This is a genomic window from Enterobacter sp. Bisph1 (genome assembly GCF_000814905.1).
GTDB lineage: Bacteria > Pseudomonadota > Gammaproteobacteria > Enterobacterales > Enterobacteriaceae > Kosakonia.
In genome coordinates, this window is the sequence record NZ_JXAG01000034.1 from 140,860 (window position 1) to 163,585 (window position 22,726).

At 49.2% G+C, this 22,726-nt stretch carries 21 protein-coding genes and 2 pseudogenes; 4 read left to right on the forward strand and 19 right to left on the reverse strand.

What is annotated here, in order from left to right; translation table 11 throughout:
* Window positions 1-22 precede the first annotated feature (22 nt).
* The 10 genes from RW65_RS09060 to nfsA form a co-directional block, all read right to left on the reverse strand.
* Window positions 23-2,347 carry an FdhF/YdeP family oxidoreductase gene (locus RW65_RS09060; RefSeq protein WP_039056399.1) on the reverse strand — a complete coding sequence of 775 codons (2,325 nt, stop codon included), beginning with the start codon at window positions 2,345-2,347 and terminating at the stop codon, window positions 23-25.
* Window positions 2,348-2,488: 141 nt separating this feature from the next.
* Window positions 2,489-3,616, reverse strand: a complete 1,128-nt coding sequence (rlmC, locus tag RW65_RS09065) for a 23S rRNA (uracil(747)-C(5))-methyltransferase RlmC (RefSeq protein ID WP_039056443.1) — start codon at window positions 3,614-3,616, stop codon at window positions 2,489-2,491.
* Window positions 3,617-3,657: 41 nt separating this feature from the next.
* Window positions 3,658-4,134, reverse strand: a complete 477-nt coding sequence (locus tag RW65_RS09070) for a YbjO family protein (RefSeq protein WP_039056400.1) — start codon at window positions 4,132-4,134, stop codon at window positions 3,658-3,660.
* 67 nt (window positions 4,135-4,201) lie between these two features.
* A complete protein-coding gene (gene potI, locus RW65_RS09075; RefSeq protein WP_039056401.1) occupies window positions 4,202-5,047 on the reverse strand; it encodes a putrescine ABC transporter permease PotI in 846 nt (281 codons plus the stop codon).
* Window positions 5,044-5,997, reverse strand: a complete 954-nt coding sequence (gene potH, locus RW65_RS09080; RefSeq protein ID WP_039056402.1) for a putrescine ABC transporter permease PotH — start codon at window positions 5,995-5,997, stop codon at window positions 5,044-5,046. The genes potI and potH overlap by 4 nt, the downstream gene beginning before the upstream one ends.
* A 9-nt stretch (window positions 5,998-6,006) precedes the next feature.
* The gene (gene potG / locus RW65_RS09085) at window positions 6,007-7,140 is read right to left on the reverse strand and encodes a putrescine ABC transporter ATP-binding subunit PotG (protein WP_039056403.1); all 1,134 of its coding nucleotides are present in this window, start codon (window positions 7,138-7,140) and stop codon (window positions 6,007-6,009) included.
* Window positions 7,141-7,279: 139 nt separating this feature from the next.
* The gene (potF, locus tag RW65_RS09090; protein WP_039056404.1) at window positions 7,280-8,392 is read right to left on the reverse strand and encodes a spermidine/putrescine ABC transporter substrate-binding protein PotF; all 1,113 of its coding nucleotides are present in this window, start codon (window positions 8,390-8,392) and stop codon (window positions 7,280-7,282) included.
* A gap of 350 nt (window positions 8,393-8,742) precedes the next feature.
* Complete coding sequence (locus RW65_RS09095; protein WP_039056405.1) at window positions 8,743-9,222, reverse strand: type III secretion system chaperone family protein; 480 nt, start codon at window positions 9,220-9,222, stop codon at window positions 8,743-8,745.
* Between the two features lie 86 nt (window positions 9,223-9,308).
* Window positions 9,309-10,211: a 30S ribosomal protein S6--L-glutamate ligase gene (rimK, locus tag RW65_RS09100; RefSeq protein ID WP_039056406.1), complete on the reverse strand. Its 903-nt coding sequence runs from the start codon at window positions 10,209-10,211 to the stop codon at window positions 9,309-9,311.
* 72 nt (window positions 10,212-10,283) lie between these two features.
* Entirely contained in the window at window positions 10,284-11,006 is a 723-nt protein-coding gene (gene nfsA, locus RW65_RS09105) for an oxygen-insensitive NADPH nitroreductase (protein ID WP_039056407.1), read from the reverse strand.
* A 174-nt stretch (window positions 11,007-11,180) separates the two neighbouring features.
* Between nfsA and RW65_RS09110 the strand changes: the two genes are divergently transcribed.
* Window positions 11,181-11,441, forward strand: a complete 261-nt coding sequence (locus RW65_RS09110; RefSeq protein ID WP_039056408.1) for a GrxA family glutaredoxin — start codon at window positions 11,181-11,183, stop codon at window positions 11,439-11,441.
* A 29-nt stretch (window positions 11,442-11,470) separates the two neighbouring features.
* Here RW65_RS09110 and ybjM read toward each other — a convergent pair whose 3' ends face one another.
* Window positions 11,471-11,836: an inner membrane protein YbjM gene (ybjM, locus tag RW65_RS09115; RefSeq protein WP_039056409.1), complete on the reverse strand. Its 366-nt coding sequence runs from the start codon at window positions 11,834-11,836 to the stop codon at window positions 11,471-11,473.
* Window positions 11,837-12,120: 284 nt separating this feature from the next.
* Between ybjM and RW65_RS09120 the strand changes: the two genes are divergently transcribed.
* Window positions 12,121-13,806 (forward strand): aspartate:alanine antiporter, encoded by a 1,686-nt coding sequence (locus RW65_RS09120; protein WP_039056444.1) that lies wholly within the window; start codon window positions 12,121-12,123, stop codon window positions 13,804-13,806.
* 315 nt (window positions 13,807-14,121) lie between these two features.
* Here RW65_RS09120 and RW65_RS23160 read toward each other — a convergent pair whose 3' ends face one another.
* The 4 genes and pseudogenes from RW65_RS23160 to RW65_RS23215 form a co-directional block, all read right to left on the reverse strand.
* Window positions 14,122-14,256, reverse strand: a complete 135-nt coding sequence (locus RW65_RS23160; protein WP_286133803.1) for a hypothetical protein — start codon at window positions 14,254-14,256, stop codon at window positions 14,122-14,124.
* 292 nt (window positions 14,257-14,548) lie between these two features.
* The gene (locus RW65_RS21810) at window positions 14,549-14,863 is read right to left on the reverse strand and encodes a hypothetical protein (protein ID WP_156123982.1); all 315 of its coding nucleotides are present in this window, start codon (window positions 14,861-14,863) and stop codon (window positions 14,549-14,551) included.
* A 350-nt stretch (window positions 14,864-15,213) separates the two neighbouring features.
* Entirely contained in the window at window positions 15,214-18,522 is a 3,309-nt protein-coding gene (locus tag RW65_RS09130; protein WP_039056410.1) for a VPA1262 family protein, read from the reverse strand.
* A gap of 788 nt (window positions 18,523-19,310) precedes the next feature.
* Window positions 19,311-19,769 (reverse strand): annotated as a pseudogene (locus RW65_RS23215) (hypothetical protein); the annotation flags it as partial.
* A gap of 8 nt (window positions 19,770-19,777) precedes the next feature.
* Here RW65_RS23215 and RW65_RS21825 point away from each other — a divergent pair.
* Window positions 19,778-20,032, forward strand: coding sequence for an Ogr/Delta-like zinc finger protein (locus tag RW65_RS21825; protein ID WP_072037737.1), 255 nt, complete (start codon window positions 19,778-19,780; stop codon window positions 20,030-20,032).
* A gap of 13 nt (window positions 20,033-20,045) precedes the next feature.
* Here the strand turns inward: RW65_RS21825 and RW65_RS22620 are convergent, their stop codons facing one another.
* The 3 genes and pseudogenes from RW65_RS22620 to RW65_RS09145 all read right to left on the reverse strand — a co-directional run.
* Window positions 20,046-20,702 carry a hypothetical protein gene (locus RW65_RS22620; protein ID WP_156123984.1) on the reverse strand — a complete coding sequence of 219 codons (657 nt, stop codon included), beginning with the start codon at window positions 20,700-20,702 and terminating at the stop codon, window positions 20,046-20,048.
* A 145-nt stretch (window positions 20,703-20,847) separates the two neighbouring features.
* The gene (locus tag RW65_RS22380; protein WP_082022424.1) at window positions 20,848-21,081 is read right to left on the reverse strand and encodes a hypothetical protein; all 234 of its coding nucleotides are present in this window, start codon (window positions 21,079-21,081) and stop codon (window positions 20,848-20,850) included.
* A gap of 118 nt (window positions 21,082-21,199) precedes the next feature.
* Window positions 21,200-21,784, reverse strand: a pseudogene (locus RW65_RS09145) (replication endonuclease); the annotation flags it as partial.
* Window positions 21,785-21,824: 40 nt separating this feature from the next.
* On the opposite strand from RW65_RS09145, the gene RW65_RS09150 reads away from it, so the two are divergent.
* Window positions 21,825-22,265 (forward strand): hypothetical protein, encoded by a 441-nt coding sequence (locus RW65_RS09150; RefSeq protein ID WP_156123985.1) that lies wholly within the window; start codon window positions 21,825-21,827, stop codon window positions 22,263-22,265.
* On the opposite strand, the gene RW65_RS09155 is transcribed toward RW65_RS09150, so the two are convergent.
* Window positions 22,262-22,720, reverse strand: coding sequence for a hypothetical protein (locus RW65_RS09155; RefSeq protein WP_231564376.1), 459 nt, complete (start codon window positions 22,718-22,720; stop codon window positions 22,262-22,264). The genes RW65_RS09150 and RW65_RS09155 overlap by 4 nt on opposite strands.
* Window positions 22,721-22,726 lie beyond the last annotated feature (6 nt).

Genomic DNA, 22,726 nt, shown 5'->3' on the forward strand with positions numbered 1-22,726 from the left:
CAGGCCGGGTTCTCCCGGCCTGTTAACGCCGTACCCCCGACGTTTCCTCACCCAGCCCAACCCGCTCGATGGCAATCGGAATGCTTTTATAGGCCGGGATACCGCTTTTAGTATCGTGGCTGTCCAGCGGCACCAGCACGTTCGCTTCCGGGTAGTAAGCCCCGACCGAACCGGGCGCCATATCCAGCACCACAATGGTCAGATTATCCATCCGTCGTGCTGTCGGATTTCCATCGGGATCGAGGGCCACAACATTGACCCGATCGCCCACGCGCAGCTGGCGGGTTTCCGCCTCATCGGCATTAATAAACAGCACATCTCGCCGTCCGGTAACGCCGCGATAGCGATCGTTAAGCCCGTACAGCGTAGTGTTGTACTGATCGTGGCTGCGCAAGGTCGTCAGCACCAAATCGTGGCATTTTAGCGAGCGCGGATCTTCATTAATCCCCTGCATCACTTTGAATTGCGCGAAACCCGAGGGCGTATTCCATACGCGTTCGGAAGCGGTATTGCGTAAGCGAAACCCGCCCGGTTTTTTGATCCGCTCGTTGAAGTCGCCAAATGCCGGAAACAGTGCGGCAATCGCATCGCGAATAAAACCGTAGTGGCTGGCCATTTTGTCCCAGTCCACCACCGTATTGACCAGCGTGGCTTTTGCCATTGCCGCCACCAGCGCTGGCTCGGATTTCAGGTGCGGCGAGGCCGGAGGTAATGTACCGCGCGAGGCATGCACCATAGACATAGAATCTTCGACCGTGACGCTCTGCTCGCCAGAGGCCTGGATATCCGTTTCGGTACGCCCGAGCACCGGTAACAGATAGTTATGCTTGCCTAATAGCAGGTGCGAACGGTTAAGTTTGGTCGCCATGTGCACCACCAGATCCAGTTTGCGCATCGCCGCGAAGGTCGCTTGCGGATCGGACATCGCCTCCGCCAGATTACCGCCAAGGCAGAGCAACGCTTTCGCTTTACCGTCACGCATCGCCTGAATCGCCGCCACCGCCCCGTGTCCGTGCTCGCGCGGCGGTTTAAAACCAAACACCTTTTCAATGTTATCGAGCAGTTCCGTTGTGGGGATCTCGGTAATACCCACGGTACGATCGCCCTGTACATTGGAGTGGCCGCGTAGCGGGCAGATACCCGCACCCTGTTTGCCAATATTGCCGCGCAGCAGCAAGAGGTTCGCGATCTGCTGCACGTTCTGCGTACCGTACTGGTGCTGAGTAATGCCCATGCCGTAACAGATAATGGTGCGCCCGGCGCTGGCATACAGCCGGGCAATATTCTGGATCTCTTTACGCTCCATCCCGGAGACTTTCAAAATGTGGTCCCAGTCCGTTGCCTCAAGATCGGCTTTCAGCGCCTCGAAGCCCTGCGTATGTTCGCGAATAAACGCCTCGTCAATCACGCCAGGCTCACCTTTCGCCAGAGCGTCGTCATGCATGGACAGCAGGATTTTCATCACCCCTTTCAGCATCGCCGCATCGCCGCCGACGCGCACTTTGTAGTAGGTAGACGCCAGTTTTGTCGAGCTCAGCGCCAACATCTCAATCGGGCTTTGCGGCGACGTGAAGCGTTCAAGGCCGCGCTCACGCAGCGGGTTGATCGCCACAATGGTGGCACCACGCTTTGCCACTTCCCGCAGCGTACCGAGCATGCGCGGATGGTTGGTGCCGGGGTTATGACCGATGCACATCACCAGATCGCAATGGTCAAAATCGTCCAGCTCGACGGTGCCTTTACCCACACCAATAGACTCCGGCAAGCCGACGCTGGTCGGTTCATGGCACATATTCGAACAGTCCGGGAAATTGTTGGTGCCATATTCGCGGGCAAACAGCTGCCAGAGGAAAGCGGCTTCGTTCGAGGCGCGTCCGGAGGTATAAAACTCCACGCTATTGGGATCGTCATAGCTGCGCAGGTGCTCGCCAATCTCACGTAACGCGGTATCCCATTCGACGGGCTGATAAGTGTCGCTGGCAGCATCGTATTTCATCGGGTGGGTTAAACGCCCTTCGCCTTCCAGCTCAAACGCGCTGCGCTGCCACAGCTCGCTCACGGGGTGGGCGGCGAAAAATTCCGGCGTGGTGCGTTTACTGGTTGCTTCCCAGGAGACGGCTTTCGCGCCGTTTTCACAAAATTCAAAGGAGGAAGTATGTTGCGGATCGGGCCATGCACAGCCGGGACAGTCAAACCCCTGTGGCTGGTTAACTTTAAACAGTGCAATCACATCTTGTTTTACCGACATCTGCCCGCGCAACGCATCCGCGACGGCTTTTAGCGCACCCCAGCCGCCTGCCGAGCCACCGTAAGGCGCAATTCCCGTTAATCGATTCTGATCTTTCATATTGTCCCTTGTTGTCGTCATTCTGGGCTTAAGTCTGGTACAGAACGCGGCAAGCGGAGGGGCAAAACGTGAACTTAATCGCACAAATCTTTTAACAAATGTTTCCGCGCTGCGCTGAAAACAGTGAGGCAGCAGACGACCTCACGCTTTTATCAACAGCGTCAGAACCTCGTAATGGGCGGTATGGGGAAACATATCGAACAGTTGCACGCGCGCAATGCGGTAGCCGGGCAACAGGCGGATATCGTGCGCCATGGTGCTGGCGTTACAGCTGGAATAGATAATAAACGGTGGTGCCATCCGGCTGAGATAGTCACACAGCGCAGCGCCAATCCCGCGTCGTGGCGGGTTAACCAGCACCAGCTGTGGAATGTCCTGCTGGGCGGTGGCGAAGCGGGTGGAGTCCAGCGCCTGGAAGTGCAGGTTTTGCAGCCCGAGAGCCTGGGCAGACTGCATGGCGCAGGCAATCGCCTCCGGCGCAATCTCAATGCCGGTGAGGCGCATTTCCGGCGTCGCGCAGTGCAGGCCAAACCCGCCCACGCCGCAAAAGAGATCCCACATATGATTAACCGGCAGCGCGCGTACCCAATCGCGGGCGGTGGCATACAGCGCGCTGGCAACGGCGGGGTTGGTCTGGAAAAAACTCTGTGGGCGGATCCACAGCGGCACGCCGTTGAAGCTCTCCGCCAGCGCCTGCTGTTCGGTAAGGAAAATCTCTGTGTCACCTTCCATAATCGCCATATGCACCGGCTGGATATTAACGGAGATAACCTTTAGCTGCGGCAATTGCGCCTGCAGGGCGGGCAGCGCCGCGCGCAGCTGGGCGAGTTTCGCCTCTGAACGCAGGACAAAGCGCAGCATCATGCCGCCATCGTGCTGACTTTCCGTCAGCAGCAGATATTTCAGTTCGCCGCGTTTACGCGCCACGTTGTAGGGGGTTAACCCGGCGCGAGCAATAAAGGGTTTTAAGGCGGCAAACACCGGGGCAAAGCTGTCCGGGTAAAGGGGGCAGCCGGTTAAATCCTGCGGCGTGCCGTCACGATGGAGCATCCCCAGCAGCGGTTTTTCTACGCTGCCGCTGACCACCATTTTGGCTTTATTACGAAACCCCTGCTCCGGACCGCTGACGGGCGAACACCACTCTGCCACAGGCAAGCCATTCAGCAAGGCGTGAAGATCGTCCATTTTGGCGGTAAGTTGCTGTGATACCGGCTGTTCAATCCACTGACAGGAGCGGCAACGACCGGCGTCAAAGAGAGCGCACTGCATAATAAAGCCTTTCATTTTGCGGGGCCGGGATTGTACCACCGTTATTGCAGGCGGAAAAAGCGTCGGCTGTGGGCGGGGACAAACAGCAGGAATAACACCAGCAGATCGGGGAGTTTTTGCATCATCAGCGAGTTGAAAATCTCATGGCGGGAACCCCCGGCGATGCTGAATAGCTCAGGGTACCCATAGCCCAACGACGCGGCCCATAGATAGCCGGTAGCGACAAGCTGAGTGCCAAGATAGAGCCAACGCGCCCAGTTGCGACCCTTGACCACCGAAAAGGCACTGAGAATTTCTGCAAACACCAGCAGCAGGCTGGCAAGAAACACCAGCGTCAGGCTCCAGGTTTGCGCGCTGCGCTGCACAAAGTCGAGCAGGCCTCGCCAGCCGAGCAGATTAAACATCATCAATACATCAACGCAGCGAATGATAATAATGGCGATCGCCGCCACCTGCACCAGTTCCGGCACATTGAGTTTCGCGTGATGGGTAGTTTGCTTGAAGAAGGCCAATCCCATGATTATCCTGTGAAAAATGCCGCGACAGACGCGGCATCAGCAACACAATTTCACGATTCTAATAACTTCAGCTCTGTCTTGCACGCTGGATATCGCGGATCCGCTGTTTTTCCGCCCGCGCCATTAAATACCAGGCGATAAAACCGACAATCCCCACCACGCCAAGGATCAGCGTCGCCAGTGCGTTAATTTCCGGGTTAACCCCCATACGCACGCTGGAGAAGACCAGCATCGGCAAGGTCGTCGCACCTGGCCCGGAGACAAAGCTGGCGATCACCAGGTCATCCAGCGACAGGGTAAAGGCCAGCAGCCAGCCGGAAACAATCGCTGGCATAATCATCGGCAAGGTAATGACAAAGAACACTTTCAGCGGCGTCGCGCCAAGATCCATTGCCGCCTCTTCGATGGAACGATCGAGCTCGCGCAGCCGGGACGAGATAACCACCGCGACATAAGCCGTACAGAAGGTGACATGGGCCAGCCAGATGGTCAGCATGCCGCGATCCGCTGGCCAGCCAATAGCATGACCGAGGGCGACAAACAGCAGCAGCAGAGACAGCCCGGTGATCACATCCGGCATCACTAGCGGTGCGGTAATCATAAAAGCAAAACCACTGGAGCCACGGAAGCGGCCAAAGCGCACCATTACCACCGCCGCGATGGTGCCCAGCACCGCCGCCATCGTCGCCGCACAGGCGGCAATCGTCAGGCTGAGTCCCACGGCGCTCATCATGGCGTCGTCACGGAACAGTTCGCCGTACCAGCGCGTCGACCAGCCCGCCCACACCGTTACCAGCCTTGAGCTGTTAAAGGAGTAAACCACCAGCATCAGCATTGGCGCATAGAGGAAGGTAAAGCCGAGCACGAGGATCAGAATCCGCCACGGCGAGCGCACTACCGGTAAGTTGCTCATGCGTTATCCTCCCCCTGTTTCTGCTGATGTTTGTGGAACCACATGATCGGTACAATCAGCAACAGCAGCATAATTACCGCCACCGCCGACGCCACCGGCCAGTCGCGGTTATTAAAGAACTCCTGCCACAGCACGCGACCAATCATAATGCTGTCCGGCCCACCGAGCAGTTCCGGGATAACAAACTCTCCCACCGCCGGGATAAATACCAGCATCGAACCGGCGATAATGCCGCCTTTGGTCAGCGGGACAATAACGCTGAAAAAGGTTTTCAGCGGCCGCGCGCCAAGATCCAGCGAGGCTTCCACCAGCGAATAATCGATCCGCGTCAGGGCGGTGTAAATCGGCAGCACCATAAACGGCAGATAGGCATAAACAATACCGATGTATACCGCCAGATTGGTATGTAAAATCGCCAGCGGCTGATCGATTACGCCGAGCCACATCAGAAAGTTATTCAGCACGCCGTTGCTTTTTAAAATCCCCATCCACGCATACACGCGGATCAGAAACGAGGTCCACGACGGCAAAATGACCAACAGCAGCAGAATATTTCGCGTTGACGATTTACTGTGCGCCACCGCCCAGGCCAGCGGATAGCCCAGCAGCAGACAGCAGATTGTCGACACCGCCGCCACCTGTAACGACTGCAGATAGGCTTCAAAATAGAGCGGATCGTCAGTCAGTTGCAGGAAGTTGCCAATATTGAGCGTTAGGGTCAGCTGGCTGTCTGCCCACTCAATAAGATCCGTGTAGGGCGGGATTTGCCGCGCCATTTCCGCCAGGCTGATTTTGAACACAATCAAAAACGGCAACAAAAACAGCAGCGTCAGCCAGATATAGGGCAGCGCAATCACCAGCTTGCGCCCGTGGCGCATCTGCATCTGCGCCAGCCATAAGTTAAAACCGCCCGGTTTTTCGCCGCGGGCCGGTGGCTCAAGTGTACTCATCGCCGCTCCTTAAACCGTCAGCACCACACAACTGTCCGCATCCCAGCAGAGACGCACTTCATCGCCCCAGGTTGGTGTGCCTTTACGATAGCGATGCGCGTTTTGCAGCTGGGCGCTGATCATCTGCCCACTTTGCAAACGCACGTGATAAATAGAGAGGTCGCCGAGATAGGCAATATGCACCACTTCCCCGACCGCAAAGTTGTAGCCATCGGCGGGCGGTTCTTCGCAGAGCATGATTTTTTCCGGGCGCAGCGCCACATACACCGGCACGTTATCCACCACCGACGCATCGGCATCCACTTTTAACGGATGCACGAGGCCCGGCGAGTCGATAACCAGACCGTCCTCCTGACGCTCTTTTAGCAGGCCTTCGAACACATTTACCGAACCGATAAACTCGGCGCTGTAACGCGTGGTCGGATGCTCGTAAATCTCTTCCGGTTCGCCTATCTGCACAAACTTACCGCGATTCATAATGGCGATACGCCCGGCCATGGTCATCGCCTCTTCCTGGTCGTGGGTGACCATAACGCAGGTAACGCCCACGCGCTCAAGAATATCCACCACTTCGAGCTGCATACGGTCGCGCAGCTTTTTATCCAGCGCGCCCATCGGCTCATCCAGCAGCAGCAGCTTCGGCCGTTTCGCCAGGCTGCGCGCCAGCGCCACGCGTTGACGCTGACCGCCGGAAAGCTGATGCGGTTTGCGTTTGGCGAATTCACTCATATGCACCAGGTGCAGCATCTCCGCTACGCGGCTGGCGATCTCCGCTTTCGGTAATTTGTCCTGCTTCAAACCAAAGGCAATGTTCTGCTCTACCGTCATATGGGGAAATAGGGCATAAGACTGGAACATCATATTGATGGGGCGCAGATAAGGCGGGACGTGCGCCAGGTCAACGCCATCGAGCATGATTTGCCCGTGGGTGGGCTGCTCAAAGCCAGCAAGCATGCGCAGCAAGGTAGATTTACCGCAGCCGGACGCGCCAAGCAGGGCAAAAATTTCACCTTTATAAATGGTCAGGCTGACATCATCAACGGCGTGCTGACCGTCAAAGGATTTGGTCAGGTTACGAATTTCCAACAGCGGCGTCAGATCCTTGCGGCTCTTCGCCTGTGGGCGGGGAATAGCGTCATTCACTCAAGTGCTCTCCGGCAAAACAGCAACCTGATTCAACGGGTTGTCGTACAAATGACTGGACAGAGGTTTATCGCCTCTGTCCATTTTTGGGGCAAGCGCACCGCTACGGTGCAGCCTTCTCACCTGTCAGGTGATTGAATTATTTGCCGCTTTTTACTTTCGTCCACGCGCGGGTTCTGACGCGGTCGATTTTCGGATCCTGAACTTTCAGGGTAAACAGTTTGGCGAAGACATCCGGCGGCGGGAAGATAGCCGGGTTATCACGCACTTCTGCGCTGATCAGCGGTACCGAGGCTTTATTACCGTTCGCGTAGAATACGTGATCGCTGATATGGGCAATCACATCCGGGCGCATCAGGTAGTTGAGGAATTGATAAGCCTCATCTTTGTTTTTGGCGTCCGCCGGCATGGCAAAGACATCGAAGAACGCCAGCGCACCCTCTTTCGGAATGGTGTAGCTAACATTCACGCCGTTCTTCGCTTCTTTCGCACGGTTTGCCGCCTGCCAGACATCCCCTGCCCAGCCGATTGCCACACAGATGTCGCCATTCGCCAGGTCATTGATGTATTGCGAAGAGTGGAAATAACGAATGTTCGGACGCAGTTTTAACAGCAGGTCGGTTGCGGCCACGCTGTAATCATCCGCTTTACTGCTGTTCGGATCTTTGCCGAGGTAGTTCAGTACGGTGGCAAACACCTCTTCCGGGGCATCAAGGAACGAAACGCCGCAGCTTTTAAGTTTTTCCAGGTTTTCCGGTTTCAGCACCAGATCCCAGCTGTTCACCGGCGCGTCTTTACCGAGAGCGGCTTTCACTTTGTCGACGTTATAGCCGATACCGGTTGTTGCCCACAGGTACGGGAACGCGTATTTGTTATCCGGATCGTGCTTAGCAACCATCTTCAGCACTTCCGGATCGAGATTTTTCCAGTTCGGCAGTTTGCTCTTATCCAAAGGCTGGAATACCCCGGCGGCAAGCTGGCGTTCAAGGAAGCTTGCGGACGGAACAACCAGGTCGAAACCGGTACTGCCCGCCATCAGTTTACCTTCCAGCACTTCATTAGAATCAAAGACGTCGTAAACGACTTTAATGCCTGTCTCTTTTTCAAAATTCGCGACGGTGTCCGGCGCAATATAATCAGACCAGTTATAAACATGCAGTGTCTTTTGTTCGGCTGCGAGCGTGCTGGCAGAGACGGCCATCAACGCACCCGCGACAAGACCCGATACCCATTTTTTACTCAAGGCGGTCATATCTCATTCCTTCTGGAAAGCTCGTTAACATACGAACCAAATGTACGCATTATAAGATATGCAAGAATCATGCATATTTTGTCACTCTGAACAGCTTCGGAGGAGAAAACGCTTCCGGCAGACACCGCAGGCTGTTTTTAAGCAGCGCAAGAATAACTGTAGCCAGGGTTTGAGGCTATAGGACAGATTAAAAACCGTCTTTTATCAATTTTTTATGCAAAAAATGTCTATCTGATAAGCCGTCAGGGGAGGAAATGCGGTGAATAATTCTTTAAGGAAAGGTTAAAGGCAGCATAAAAACATTTATTCTGCAGCCGCTATGGCAGCGACTGCGCTAATGCAGCGGCGTATCAGTGGAGAAAATTGTGCGTCTCTTCACTCACCATCACCTCTTCTTCGCCTGGCGAAAACAGCAGCTGATGGGCATTGGCTTCCATAATGACCATTGAGATTTGCTCTTCGCTCTGGCGCATAAACCAGGCGAACTGTTCCGCTGCGATCCCCGGTCCAATGGATAAAGACTGGCAAACTACCAGCTTTGGCAGGTTATCGTCCTGAATATCGATAAACGCTTTTACCGTTAAAGAACTGGCGTTAATAGCAGAAAGGTCGGCGGCCAGCGCCAGCAGTGCGGAAGGTTTCACCTCAGCCATTGCGGTAAACAGCACCACGTCAGTTACAAGGTCGACTTTCGCATCAAACACGCCTTCAAAATTTTGCATGTGCGGCAAGTGCAGCGCCTGGCAGTTATCGCACTCGAAAAAGTTGATACCCAGCTCATCCAGCCAGTGACGAAGCGTGTCCAGACCAGGAATGACGAGTGAATCCATAAGGCAATGCTCTCTTAGCGAAAAAAAGTGCCCATAGCTTACGCAAAAAGCCAGGCCCGTACCATTTATTACGCAGGAAATTCCTTTTAACCGCCGGTTTTAAGGCAAAAACCTGGGGTCGCCTGGCGCTCAATCCACTGGATCATTCGACCGGCAATATCGATACCGGTGGCATTTTCAATCCCTTCCAGCCCCGGCGATGCGTTAACTTCCATCACCAGCGGCCCGCGCTCGGCGCGCAGAATATCGACGCCGGCCACATCCAGCCCCAGAGTTTGTGCGGCGGCCAGCGCAATATCGCGCTCGCGCTCGGTGATATGCGCCACCAGCGCCTTTCCGCCGCGGTGCAAATTGGAGCGAAAATCCCCCTCTTTCGCTCGCCGTTCAATGGCGGCCACCACTTCATTGCCAACCACCAGGCAGCGCACATCGGTTCCTTTCGCTTCGGCAATAAACTCCTGTACCAGGATATGCGCGTTAAGGCCGCGAAACGCGTCAATTACGCTCTCCGCCGCCTGTCGCGTTTCCGCCAGCACCACGCCGATGCCCTGCGTTCCTTCAACCAGTTTCACCACCAGCGGCGCGCCGCCGACCATATCAATCAGATCGCTGGTATCGTCCGGGGAATGAGCAATGCCGGTAACCGGCAGATCGATGCCCTGACGCGCCAGCAGCTGTAATGAACGCAGCTTGTCGCGGGCGCGGGTAATTGCCACCGATTCATTAAGGGGATAACTGCCGAGGATTTCGAACTGGCGCAGGGCGGCGGTGCCGTAGAAGGTGATCGCCGAGCCAATACGCGGGATCACCGCGTCAAAATAAGGCAACTGGCGGCCTTTGTAATGAATGGACGAAGCCGCCGGGCTGATATTCATATAACAGGACAGCGGGTCGAGGATCTCAACAAGATGACCGCGCTGCATCGCTGCTTCGCGCAGGCGTTTACAGGAATAGAGCGTTCCATCCCGGGACAATATGGCTATTTTCACCCTGCACCTCTCAAAAAAGACCTGACAAAGCTGGCGTATCATACACGCGCCAGGGTGCAGGATGAACGGGAATTAGCGTGTTGCCCAGCCTTGTTTATGCAAATAGTCGAGAATAAACGGTCGACTCTCTTTGATAATGGTGCGGCGAATATGATCGCTCCAGGTATCGCGCCGCGTATTGCTGTCGCGGGTCAGATAGTAGTGGGCTATCTCTTCGTCATATTTTGCCAGCGCGTTTTCATCCAGCGGCTGGTAGCGGTTTTCATGCACAAGGATTTCTGCCGGCAGACGCGGTTTTTTATCCGGCGTATCCGCAGGCCAACCCAGGCATAGACCAAACAGCGGCAGCACATGTTTGGGCACCTGCAACAGCTCGCCGACGGCTTCAATGCTGTTACGGATCCCGCCGATATAGACGCCACCAAGACCCAGCGATTCCGCCGCGGTAAAGGCGTTTTGCGCCATCAGCGCGGTATCCACCACCCCGAGCAGCAGCTGTTCTGCAAGACCGGGATTCGCCTCGGGGCAAATCTGGAAGTTACGCTGGAAATCCGCGCAGAAAACCCAAAACTCCGCAGCCTGCGCCACATGCTGTTGCCCGCCGGTAAGGGTGACAAATTGTTGACGCAGAGCCGGATCCGTTATGCGGATAATCGAGCTGCATTGCAAAAAGCTGGAGCTGGAGGTCGCCTGCGCGCTGGCGATAATCGCCTCGCGCTGGGCCTGGGTGATCGGTTCATTAGTAAAGTGGCGAATAGAGCGGTGAGCGCAAAGCAATTCAATAGTCGGTGTCATCAATCATCTCCCGAAGAAACAAGACCCACAGTATAGGCGAAGCTTACCTGCCCGCAGTATTCGGAACTTGCCCTGAAAGGTTACAAAAATTGATGCAACAGGCACAACCTGCTTTCCAATTCCTGCGTCGGCGCTCAGGATAACCGAAAGTTTCCATCACATTTGGGAGAGAGCATGTTAGCTGTTATTTTCGGTCGTCCCGGCTGTCCGTACTGCGTACGTGCGAAAGCGCTGGCAGAAAAACTCACCGCCGAGCGTGAAGATTTTAACTATCGTTATGTCGATATTCAGTCGGAAGGTATTACTAAAGCCGATCTGGAGAAAACCATCGGTAAACCCGTTGCAACGGTGCCGCAGATTTTTCTCGATCTGCAACATATTGGCGGCTGCACCGATTTTGAAGCGCTGGTGAAAGAGCGCGGTCTGATTGCATAACAGAGTGTTACGCCCTCGAGAAGGGCGTGTTACTTTTTATGCCGCACCAGGCGGCGCACGAACAGATACAGCAGCCCGCCGAAGCCGCACCAAAAAATGGCGCTTAACAGCCACGCACCTATCTGCCAGTAAGAGTCGACCGTGTTGAGATGCATATGAATCAGCAAATAGCAGAGCGGTGTCGCAAGCCCGGCACCTAAAAGCGGAACGATGGCTTTGCGACGACGAACGACCGACGCGCCGACGACACCGGGAACGGTAAACAGCAGCAAGCCTAATTCAGGATTACCGGACACGGGTAGTGCGCCGTTCATATTTACCGCCAGCATGAAACAAACCACAATAAAGAGTAAAGCGCAGCAAATAACGCCGACCCAACTTCGCCTGTTCTTCAAACACGCCTCCTGACTTTTTCTCTTATCGCACTCACAACAAGTTCAAAAGAATGTCCGGACAGATAAAGCGTTGCGGCAATCCTTGCCAGAAAAGCCCCCACCTAAATACGCACTTGTCACTAGCCGTTGTAATCTAATGCGATTAAACTAGCGGCCAGTTTTTTGTTTTGTGGGGAGCGGCTGGTGTCGCGCGGCTTTTTTTCCGACGCCGGCGCATGTACAAAACATTAGCCCAAATAACCATTTCTTTCAACAGCTTACAAGTAAACAAGAAGTTAGCCTTCGTGAATATAAACGTCGCAGATTTGTTAAACGGGAATTACATACTGTTATTGTTTGTCGTACTGGCGCTCGGACTATGTCTGGGTAAATTACGCCTGGGTTCAGTACAACTCGGTAATTCCATTGGCGTTTTAGTCGTTTCTTTATTATTAGGGCAGCAGCATTTCAGCATTAACACGGATGCACTTAATCTCGGCTTTATGCTGTTTATTTTTTGTGTCGGCGTTGAAGCAGGACCTAACTTTTTCTCAATATTTTTTCGCGATGGTAAGAATTATCTGATGCTGGCGCTGGTATTAGTCGGCAGCGCCCTGTTGATAGCGTTAGGCCTTGGCAAACTGTTTGGTTGGGATATTGGTCTGACGGCGGGGATGCTGGCGGGATCGATGACTTCGACGCCGGTACTGGTTGGCGCGGGTGATACGCTGCGCCACTCAGGAATGGAGAGCGGGCAACTCGCCAGCGCGCTGCATAATTTAAGCCTCGGTTATGCCCTGACCTACCTGATTGGTCTGGTGAGTTTGATTTTTGGTGCGCGTTATTTACCCAAATTGCAGCATCAGGATTTGCAGACCAGCGCCCAACAGATCGCCCGCGAACGCGGTCTGGATACCGATGCGCATCGCAAAGTTTATCTGCCGGTGATCCGCGCTTATCGCGTTGGGCCGGAACTGGTCGCGTGGGCCGATGGCAAAAATCTGCGCGAGCTGGGTATCTATCGCCAGACCGGATGCTATATCGAACGTATTCGTCGCAACGGCATTCTCGCCAGCCCCGACGGCGACGCCGTGCTGCAGATGGGCGATGAGATTTCGCTGGTGGGTTATCCGGATGCGCACGCGCGCCTCGATCCGAGCTTTCGCAACGGTAAAGAGGTGTTCGACCGCGATCTGCTTGATATGCGTATCGTTACGGAAGAAGTGGTGGTGAAAAACCACAACGTTGTCGGACGCCGTCTGGCGCAGTTAAAGCTCACCGACCACGGCTGCTTCTTAAACCGCGTGATCCGCAGCCAGATCGAAATGCCCATCGATGACAACATTGTGCTGAACAAAGGCGATGTGTTGCAGGTCAGCGGTGATGCGCGCCGCGTGAAAACCATCGCCGACCGCATTGGCTTTATCTCGATTCACAGCCAGGTTACCGACCTGCTCGCCTTCTGCGCATTTTTTATTGTCGGTCTGATGATCGGTATGATCACCTTCCAGTTCAGCTCCTTCAGTTTTGGCGTCGGTAATGCCGCCGGTCTGCTGTTCGCCGGGATCATGCTCGGCTTCCTGCGCGCCAACCACCCCACTTTCGGTTATATCCCGCAGGGTGCGCTGATGATGGTGAAGGAGTTTGGCCTGATGGTATTTATGGCGGGCGTCGGCCTAAGCGCCGGGAGCGGCATCAGCAATGGTCTTGGCGCTGTCGGTGGCCAGATGCTGATCGCTGGCCTTATCGTTAGCCTGGTGCCGGTATTAATCTGTTTCTTGTTTGGTGCCTACGTGCTGAAAATGAACCGCGCCCTGCTGTTCGGCGCGATGATGGGTGCCCGCACCTGCGCTCCGGCGATGGAGATTATTAGCGATACGGCGCGCAGCAATATCCCGGCGCTGGGCTATGCGGGCACTTACGCTATCGCTAACGTTCTGCTGACGTTGGCAGGGACACTAATCATCATTATCTGGCCGGGACTCGGATAAGTCTGAAGTTGAAATTATTTCAGATATGCAGAGAACTTTTTATTGGGGCGTCAGTCATAACTAGTGCCACTGCTTTTCTTTGATGTCCCCATTTTGTGGAGCCCATCAACCCCGCCGCTTAGGTTCAAGGTTGATGGGTTTTTTGTTGTCTTGATTTTATTTAGTTGAAAATCAATAAGTTGCATCATGAAATTTATAGTTGGCGACAAAATGGCGACATAAAAATTACTTACCCTTGCCTTTTAATTTCTCCGATAGATAGATAATAAGGCAAATCAATGCAAAGCAGCCTAAAAACCCGCCCAACTTAAGAACTCAGCCATCAAGAACAACAAGGCAAGCAAAAGCTGCGATAGATAAGATCCCCGTACCCAGGGCATCTAACATGTTGACTGCATGTATCCATATTTTTTCAGAAACGCTATTTTGTGAGGATTTTGCAGATTTCATCCTGTATCCCTTTACACTGCATTGGGTGACTGTGAATGTATGCGAGGTATGGTTCAAGAGGCTTTTCAACGAGAAAATAAACCATATCAAGGTTCTTTGGCGAAACCTGTACATAAGTGGGGGTATATTTTGCCGCTAATCTGCGAGATGCCCTCGCCACTTCTTCAATATTGCCCTGAATCATAATTACATTGAATGTGAGAGTCGAAGCACCACGTAAGAGATAGCCACCTAAAGCAGAGGCTTGAACTTGCGCTACGATCTTATCTGATAATCGTCTGGCAATATAAAATTACGCTCCTGTGCGACTTCCCAGTTTCGCATCGGAATAACCCATTTTATCGTTTATCGCTTTCTTCCCATTTTCATCTAATTTTGAATAGAACTCAGTGATGACGATAGAAATCAACTGCCTTATCGGTTCTTCATTTGATATAAGTCCTTTAAAGACACGCATGAATCGCTCTGTTTCATATTCATTACGTGCTTTCAAATCTCGCCCTAAAAAGCCGGAGCCTTCAAGGGTTCTCACACCAGAAAAATAGAGGCTTTGAGGTATCGAGGCCAAGCCATGAACTATCCCCTGCGCTATCAATTTAGCATCCATAAAATCCATCTCACTAGGTATGCGGAGATGAATGGTTAACCAAAACACTTGTCTCTTACTTCCAGCCCCTCTTTTGTTTTAAGATTATTCCCACCCTTTATCCAGCGATACATAACTGCTGGTGCACCGTGATGAACGACATCGCAGAACAAAAAGCCTCTAAATACATATAAATTTCCATTCATGCACCCTAGTCGTTATGCCTTGGTCGCAGGAACAAACCATTAACTTAGGCATGATAGAATATGTAAGTTTTTAAAGTGTGAAAAGAAACAATCGAGCCTCAATCAGACGGAAACTGTCATGTCATAACAAAACCATCAGTTTCAACTCGATATGTTGAATCGTACTCATGCTCTAGAGTTAACTAGCTCTCCAACTTTTTCATTATATAAAAATAATTCATTGTGATGTCTCCACTCATCTTTATTGCGAACTCCAATTAGAGCAGTAGAATACTCCGCTACAGACTCTAATAGTTGATAAGTCGCTCCTTCCTTCCGTTCAAGATAGTACTTACCTAATTTCGCGAAAATCAGAACCCACAACGAAATTGTTAGGGCATCATCCCACTTTGACCAGTTTGAGGTACTAGCTAATGGTTGCTGAATAATTGCTTTCTGTTTAACTAATATTTGAGTAATCTTTTTAAGACATTTTTTTTGGTAATCCGGATTACTATTGGCAAAAAAATACGAGCATAGATTAGTAGTTACCCCTTCTCTTTCTGAGGAAAATAAAACAGCATTGCTCGACATTTTCTTATTTAACAAGTCAGTAAAATCCGCAAACCAAACATTAGACACATCCTCAAAACTAACGCGACGCTCCCTTAATAAGGGCTCAACTATATCTCTGAACAACCAAGGTTCTGCCCATCCTAATTGGTGCATATGCCCCCTTAGTGCATTAATCAATAATTCAAAATCAGACCCCGATAATTTTTCAGGCAATAATTTTGTATGCAAAAAATTTAAAGCATTTTTATAGAATGAGCTATTGCTCTCGTCATTAGCATTACGATTTATAACCCAACCAAGGAACTGCACTTTTTGCGAGAAACTACCAAACGGTAAGGTTCCTATATCTATACCAGATTTTGACTCAGCAATAAGCTTTTTCTCAATACCATTCCAGCCAAACCAATTCATCATTGCTATATTGCTTTTCATTAAGCTTGCTATTTGCTCTCCTGACAGGGAATTAAACTCCATACTTAACGATATGTCCCCAACAACCTGCTCCAAAAGAGATAATATTATGACATGCTCAGGCTGGTATTTCTCGCCAATCTCTTTTATCACTGCTTCGCTCAAGTCAAGCAGTGAATCAGGAGAATATAGCCACAAATATTTCACAGCATAAAATTCAGACCATGTAATAACCTTATGTTTTATCGCATGATGGAAATGATGCGTTTGAGTCGAACTATGAATAAAATTATCTAACGACATGTTGAAATAAAAAGGATCGATTACAGTAATTTCTTGTTCATCCAACACAGCAGTTCTTTTAAATGAACGGGTCAAAAAGGACAATAGAAATGTCAAAAATTTCTTCTCAGCTTGAATTTCATCAATATTTGAATCACCTACAACAGTATGAGCTAAAACATCTCCAATAATTTCCCAAGCTTCGATAAAATCAGAAAGCTCCCCCTCCATTTCATTAAGACAGTTAAATAATCCATTTTTTGAGAAATTATGTAGAGACTCACCCTGAATTAATCCAAGCTCATTCATTTTGGACTTTAAATTAAACCCACACAATCCTTTCAATAATGGTTCTTTAAGCCAGACACTCAATACAGTACCGGCCGACTCTTTATTCAAAATATCGAAAGGCTCATATAATTTTTTCTCGCTAGATGCGTTTTTTGAATCGAATAGAAGAAATATTTTTTTCTCATTATTTTCTTCATCTGAAGATATATTCGCTTCTTGTATAATGTCAAATACATACTGGTTCGTTTGATATAGAACATCAGTAGGTATAGGCGTTATGAGTAACGGATTGTTTGCGGTTGCTTTTTGGAACGAATTAGAAAGATGAAATCCTTCTACAGGTAGTCCTCCGCTATCTAAAACTAAAATGTATCTATCATGTAAACGACCATCTTTCATACCATATATTTTGATGTTACTACTGCGCAATATCCTTTCATTATGTTTACAATTAGCAATTAAATTATCAACCCCCCTATTAATAAGACCGTCTGTTTTTCTTCGTTGAGGAACCCCCTTTTCAATCAATTTTGGCATACTTCTAAAGATTGTATATTCGGAACCGGGAAATGCATTAAGTAATAGCAAGGTCAAACCAACATCTTCAAAATAAGGGTCAAAGATTGCGATATGCCGTTGTTTATGTTTGCTAACGAGTTCTTTAAACCATTCGACAAACTGCAACCTTCCTTCACCATTGCTTGGTCCCAATCGAGGAAAAAACCGTCCATCTGACTTACGAGGATATAGCTTTGTAAACAGCGAACTCAAAAAGTTATTTTCTGGAACCCATTTATCAATGGTTCTGCCACCGATTTTACTTTGTGAAAAATGATTTCTGGCTGAAAATGATAAAACATGAGAGACTCGTTCAACCATTTGAGGGGCAGTATTTTTCTCAAGCCAGTCAAATTTGACTGAATTCGTATTATTGCTTATAACATGTGTTTGAAGATTAACTTCACGAATATAGTTGCACTTCCAACTACAACATAACTCACCATTTGCTAAATTATTTTTTTGAAAATAAAAAACATCAACCCTCACACTATCTACTATCTCAGATATTTTATCATCCAGTACAAATGTACACTCAAAAATGCCACTATAGAAAGACTTTGCCAATGCTACCTTAGAATAAATAATTTGATTATCATTCTCAACAGTCAAAAAAAACTGATAAGCGCAAGAATTCGGTAATTGCGAGGAATCAAAACGGACATTTACCGTCTCATCAATTTTATTGAGACTAACAACCAAAAGATTCTTTTCATTATTATCAAGTGCTGGAAACACCAATAATTCAACATCCCCCAGCCTAGAATTGTCTTTCTCTCCAAAATTCATTCCTGTATCAGAATTTAGTTGATTAACTATCATTGAAGTTAGACCCTTATAATAGTTTCCTGCAAAATACAGCAATGACTTCTTATTATTATTTATTATAGATGCGCTTAAAGTACCTGCTTTAGCATGAGGACTAAGCAATTGATTATGCTTATTAGCATCACGATTAAGAAGATAACGTACAGGTCGAAAAATTGCGCACTGATCATTAATCACTGTACTTCCAAATTTCTCACTTAACTTTGCTGGCACATTTAAATTTAGCAAACCACTAAAAGTATTAATATCCATCCCCTCGCATATCATTCTGAGTAAATCAGAACAAAGAGAGCTATCTATATATAAATTCAACTTGGTCACACTTGCTCTGAAGGAACCAAATGATTGCGATTCATCTCTATCGCTAGATGACCAACTGTTATTAGAAAAACTATATGGCAATAACCTCCCATACAATACGCGATTTTCAACCTCCCCTTCAGTTTTAATCTGTAACACCCAAAGCTGAAGTGCACAAGGTTGTTTTTTTGATAAGAAAAGTCGCGCTAAACGGCGATCACTTGTTAAATCTGTTAATTTATATGACATATTAAAATCCTGTAAAAACAGTTAATCAAGACAACTCAACCAACAAGAGATTTCATAGGTTACACACAAAACTTTTCTGAAATTGAAAACACATCACATAATATTATTAAAATGGAAGAATCAATGGATCTGGAATAGGTAATAGGGAAGCATAGGTACTTCTTTTGATTCACATAATCATAGCTCATTCATATCCGAATGAAATATCTATCTAATTGCCTTATGCCATAACGTTATTTGGCTGTGGAAAAACCAATGCTGGAAATACTTAAACATACTTGTGGCAGATTTTTCAAATCTATCATAACCATTTTACATCCACTTAAATGTTACCACGCCTGAATTTTCAATTGTTCTCGTTTTAAACAATATGGTGTTAGATCAATCAACACAGAAAAAAAACATAAAAACAATTACTTAAAAACAAAAAAAACCACCACCCATTATTAAAACTGAAAAATACTGATATCCTTTTCAATCTTTTCAGTTTAGGTTTAGCCGCAACTGGCCAGCACTGGCGCGCCTTGGCGGTGTGGTTTGCAGAAAAATAAAACTGAAAAATTTCCCCGATCCAAAACCCGCAGGCGGGTGCGGTGTAGTGCCGCTTTTGTCTGCAACACATTTATTTTGTCTGTACGTAGCTGCGCCAGCAAAGCAAGACGGACGCGATCTGTTTGATGACTTGCGTGGTGATGGGATAAGGGGCAGAGCGCCCACAGCGCGTAACTGCGCGTCTGGTTTGCGGGTACAAAAATGCCCGCAGGGTGCGGGCTGTAGGATGGACAGCAGGCGATAATATTCTGGTATTTACCCCGGGTCTGCCCGGCCCTAGTGGCCGTCTGCGTAAAATCGCTCGCGTTGGTGGGCGTGCCGGTATCGGGATGCGCATGCCCGGCGCACTGCTGCGCCAGTTCGGCCAGTAAATCAATGGTGTCGAGCATCATGGACAGGGTATTCATACTGTCATTGCCGATATGCACCGTCCCGTCGATGATCTGCTGGCTGGCAGCGATGGACTGCCGGTGTGCGGCAATCTTTTCCGTCAGTGCGGCCAGTGTTTCAACATGGATATTCCCCACCACTTTCGTGGACTGCTGCCCGGTGATATCAGTTTGCGCATCGCCCTTCACGCTCGCCAGATAGTTCCCGCCTGTGGCCATCGCAAAATCGCCGCTGGCCACGCTCTGAATTTGTCCGGCCATCAGTATGGCCGTCCCCAGCATCGTGGTTTTATCCGTCGCCTGTAAGTGTTAAAATTGAATGCCCGGAATGCGCCGCGAAAGCAATAATCAAGAAAACCAACAGGAAACACCGCAAAATTTCGGACATCTACTGCGTATTTTCAGATGTGGAGTGTTGGCATACATTTGTTATGAATTTAACGTTCCCCCACATACTCAGCCCAAGCGCTAAAACGGGTGATATGTTAATTCAGACGCTAATTAACACCATGTCACCCGAGCAAAGACAAATGGCGCTGGATATATTGAGAACCACTCCAATTGCGTAATCAATTAAGCCAGTCAAACGAATATATCGTTTAATATTACGTCTCTGGCTTTCACATTATCGTTTATCAGCTTTTCAGCGGCGATTATTTTCGCTCCTTTTAATCCAGCCAAAATACCCACAAATAAAGCATCACAAACTAACATTGTACACAGTAACACCGCTTTATAAGTAGGTAAATTACTTATCACTTTCATAACAGAAGGCTGAAACAAAGCAAAGTAAGAAGGAACAATCGGGATGAGCATTATAGACACAAAATACGTCGTAAAACATGTGATCTTCCAAAAATCCCGATACCCTTTACTCTTATATTTTTTGTTTTTCCATTCAAACAATGTTATCCCTGTCTCTTCTACCGATATAAATTGCTTACATCTTTTAAACGATTGGATTGCTCTTACTGGATCAGCAACCGTCAAAATACGATTTCTTTGTATAGAAGATAACGAAACATCACCAGTAAAGGAAGCTGCACCAAATTCATCACCTAATCTTTTATAATTTTCGCAACCAGTTTTCTCATGCATTTGATATGCAAATAAACTCTTTTTTGAATAATTATCAAATGGTCGATTAACCTCATAATTCCGCCATTTTCTCATACCAATAAAGCATAATATCGCAGAAAAAAAGATTGGTAAAAGTTGTAGATATTTTACAAATTCCATCTATATCTCTCTCGGTTGTGAGAAGGAAAAAGGCATCCCAAGCGATATTATCTTGAGAGTAATGAAATAAAAACGCTTACCCAACCCCCAAATTAATACGGGTGACAGGCTATTTCAAATGGTAATTAATATGATAGTCACCCGTTCAAACATATGCCGCAGGATTTACTGAGAGCCCCTTCCACCACATGAGTTGTATTCTGAATGGGGGATTTTTTAACTCGAAGTTTTCCAGCCTGTTTTCAAGATCAGGGGCCAGTTCCGTTAACCAACTAAAAGCCAGGTCTTTTTCACTGCCGGTGCAATCGCTGAGGGCTACCAATTTCAAAAGTAAACCAATGCGTTGCGTAGTAAGTGTTTCAACAAACAAATCCTGCACTGCTCCCCCTAAAGGAAAATAACTGTATATTCAGACAATATACATTCAGTAACAAATTATGAAACTATTATTTGTTGTGTGGTAATGACTTGCAACAAAATATCGGCATTAATACAGCTCACGACCAGCCCGGCCAGATTTCATTTTCCTGCTTGCTTCGCTGTTCACGTAGATGACCACCGCGAAAAATTAGTGATGTTCGACCATAAGTCAGCCCAATAACGCGCATTAAAATGTCCACGTCCTCATCACTACCGGAAAAACCGCGACTATGGAGATCCAGTTTTAATCGTCTGCGGGTTCCCCCTTCAATGCAGTTATTGACAGAATTCCAAGCCGCGCCAACGGCGCGAGAAAACCCCGCCTCCGCTGGCGCTTCAGCCAATTTCGCGACCTTCTGCCATTTCACAAGACGCGTGCACAGTTCGGAATCAGGAATTAATAGGAAGTAGATACCCTGGACGCGCTGCACATCCTCCGCATACTCGTTGCTCTGCTCCGTGATTTCATAGGCGAGTCGCACAACCAGATCGCGACGCTTCACCAGTGCGCCGCCCTGCAACTGGCTATACGCCGCCTAGTCGCCCACATCTGCCGCTAATACAGCATCCATGCAGCAGCTAGCTATCAGCCGCTGATGGCGCAAGCGACGCAGTTCACGCCAGACCGTGACCGGCGCACCGCCTATCTGCTGAAACTGGCGGAATACCGCCAACAACGTTATCTGGCCGGGATCTCAAAAAATGCCTGGAACTAAAACGGGTCTATTTACAAAACCGGATAGATGGGGCGTGCATACCGGGCGTGGAAAAGCGGGGGCTGTACTACCAAAAGTGACAAGCGATCTGCTACTGTGGTCAAGCGGGATATCTACCGCACTGCTCACCACCTCATTACTGGCAATAGCCATTCTTTTTTACAGAGAACCGCAAATAACCTTTAAAAGCGTGGCGCAAATTAGTTATGTGCTGATGGTGCTGATTGCTTTTGTCTTTGTTAACGTCTGGTGCTATTTCATTTTAAAACGAGATAAAGCCGCGCTATTTTCCGTGGTCAATAGCCCGCGACTGTTTACATTAAGTTACTGCTTTATTATTCTGCTCTGTTTTTATGCTGCCCATAAAATATCAGTCGATATGGACAAAAAAGCCTCGGTCGCGCACTCGCAACCGACGTCGCCCTAAAAGTCTTTTTTGAACCATAGCGCCCACAGGATATACACGCCGCCAAAGGTAAAGAAAAGGCGGTAGGTTTGCACAATCGTGGATTCGTGTCGCAAATAGAATTTGAGCGGATGGCGATGCAGATTCGCGGCATTTGAGGTGGTATGAAAACGGGTCATCTGCTGCGCCCCACGTTGCACCAGCGCAATCATAAAGCCGGTCATAATAATCATTACCAGCGCCATATAGCTTTTTAAAAAGAGCGTAACGACCTCGCGCAGCAACGGGTTATCGCCTTTATGCAAAACCACTACCCCCTGCTTTTTCAACATGATGGCGGTGAAACTTAGCGCCAAATGCACCACCAGCAGAATGCCAAAATACTTTGCATTGGTGGCGAAAAAGCGCTTTACAGTTATGCCAAAAATCCAGGTTAACAGGGCTGCTGATGAGAGGAGCCACATAACGGTATTCACTATCAC

Excerpts from the sequence above, each read along its gene's own strand:
- rlmC (WP_039056443.1), bottom strand. The coding sequence starts at position 3,616 with ATGCAGTGCGCTCTCTTTGACGCCGGTCGTTGCCGCTCCTGTCAGTGG.
- potF (WP_039056404.1), bottom strand. The coding sequence starts at position 8,392 with ATGACCGCCTTGAGTAAAAAATGGGTATCGGGTCTTGTCGCGGGTGCG.
- potI (WP_039056401.1), bottom strand. The coding sequence starts at position 5,047 with ATGAGCAACTTACCGGTAGTGCGCTCGCCGTGGCGGATTCTGATCCTC.
- RW65_RS09070 (WP_039056400.1), bottom strand. The coding sequence starts at position 4,134 with ATGGGATTGGCCTTCTTCAAGCAAACTACCCATCACGCGAAACTCAAT.
- RW65_RS09095 (WP_039056405.1), bottom strand. The coding sequence starts at position 9,222 with ATGGATTCACTCGTCATTCCTGGTCTGGACACGCTTCGTCACTGGCTG.
- RW65_RS22620 (WP_156123984.1), bottom strand. The coding sequence starts at position 20,702 with ATGGAATTTGTAAAATATCTACAACTTTTACCAATCTTTTTTTCTGCG.
- potH (WP_039056402.1), bottom strand. The coding sequence starts at position 5,997 with ATGAGTACACTTGAGCCACCGGCCCGCGGCGAAAAACCGGGCGGTTTT.
- RW65_RS21810 (WP_156123982.1), bottom strand. The coding sequence starts at position 14,863 with ATGGATGCTAAATTGATAGCGCAGGGGATAGTTCATGGCTTGGCCTCG.
- RW65_RS09130 (WP_039056410.1), bottom strand. The coding sequence starts at position 18,522 with ATGTCATATAAATTAACAGATTTAACAAGTGATCGCCGTTTAGCGCGA.
- RW65_RS09150 (WP_156123985.1), top strand. The coding sequence starts at position 21,825 with ATGCCTGGAACTAAAACGGGTCTATTTACAAAACCGGATAGATGGGGC.
- RW65_RS09110 (WP_039056408.1), top strand. The coding sequence starts at position 11,181 with ATGTTAGCTGTTATTTTCGGTCGTCCCGGCTGTCCGTACTGCGTACGT.
- RW65_RS09060 (WP_039056399.1), bottom strand. The coding sequence starts at position 2,347 with ATGAAAGATCAGAATCGATTAACGGGAATTGCGCCTTACGGTGGCTCG.
- RW65_RS23160 (WP_286133803.1), bottom strand. The coding sequence starts at position 14,256 with ATGAAATCTGCAAAATCCTCACAAAATAGCGTTTCTGAAAAAATATGG.
- nfsA (WP_039056407.1), bottom strand. The coding sequence starts at position 11,006 with ATGACACCGACTATTGAATTGCTTTGCGCTCACCGCTCTATTCGCCAC.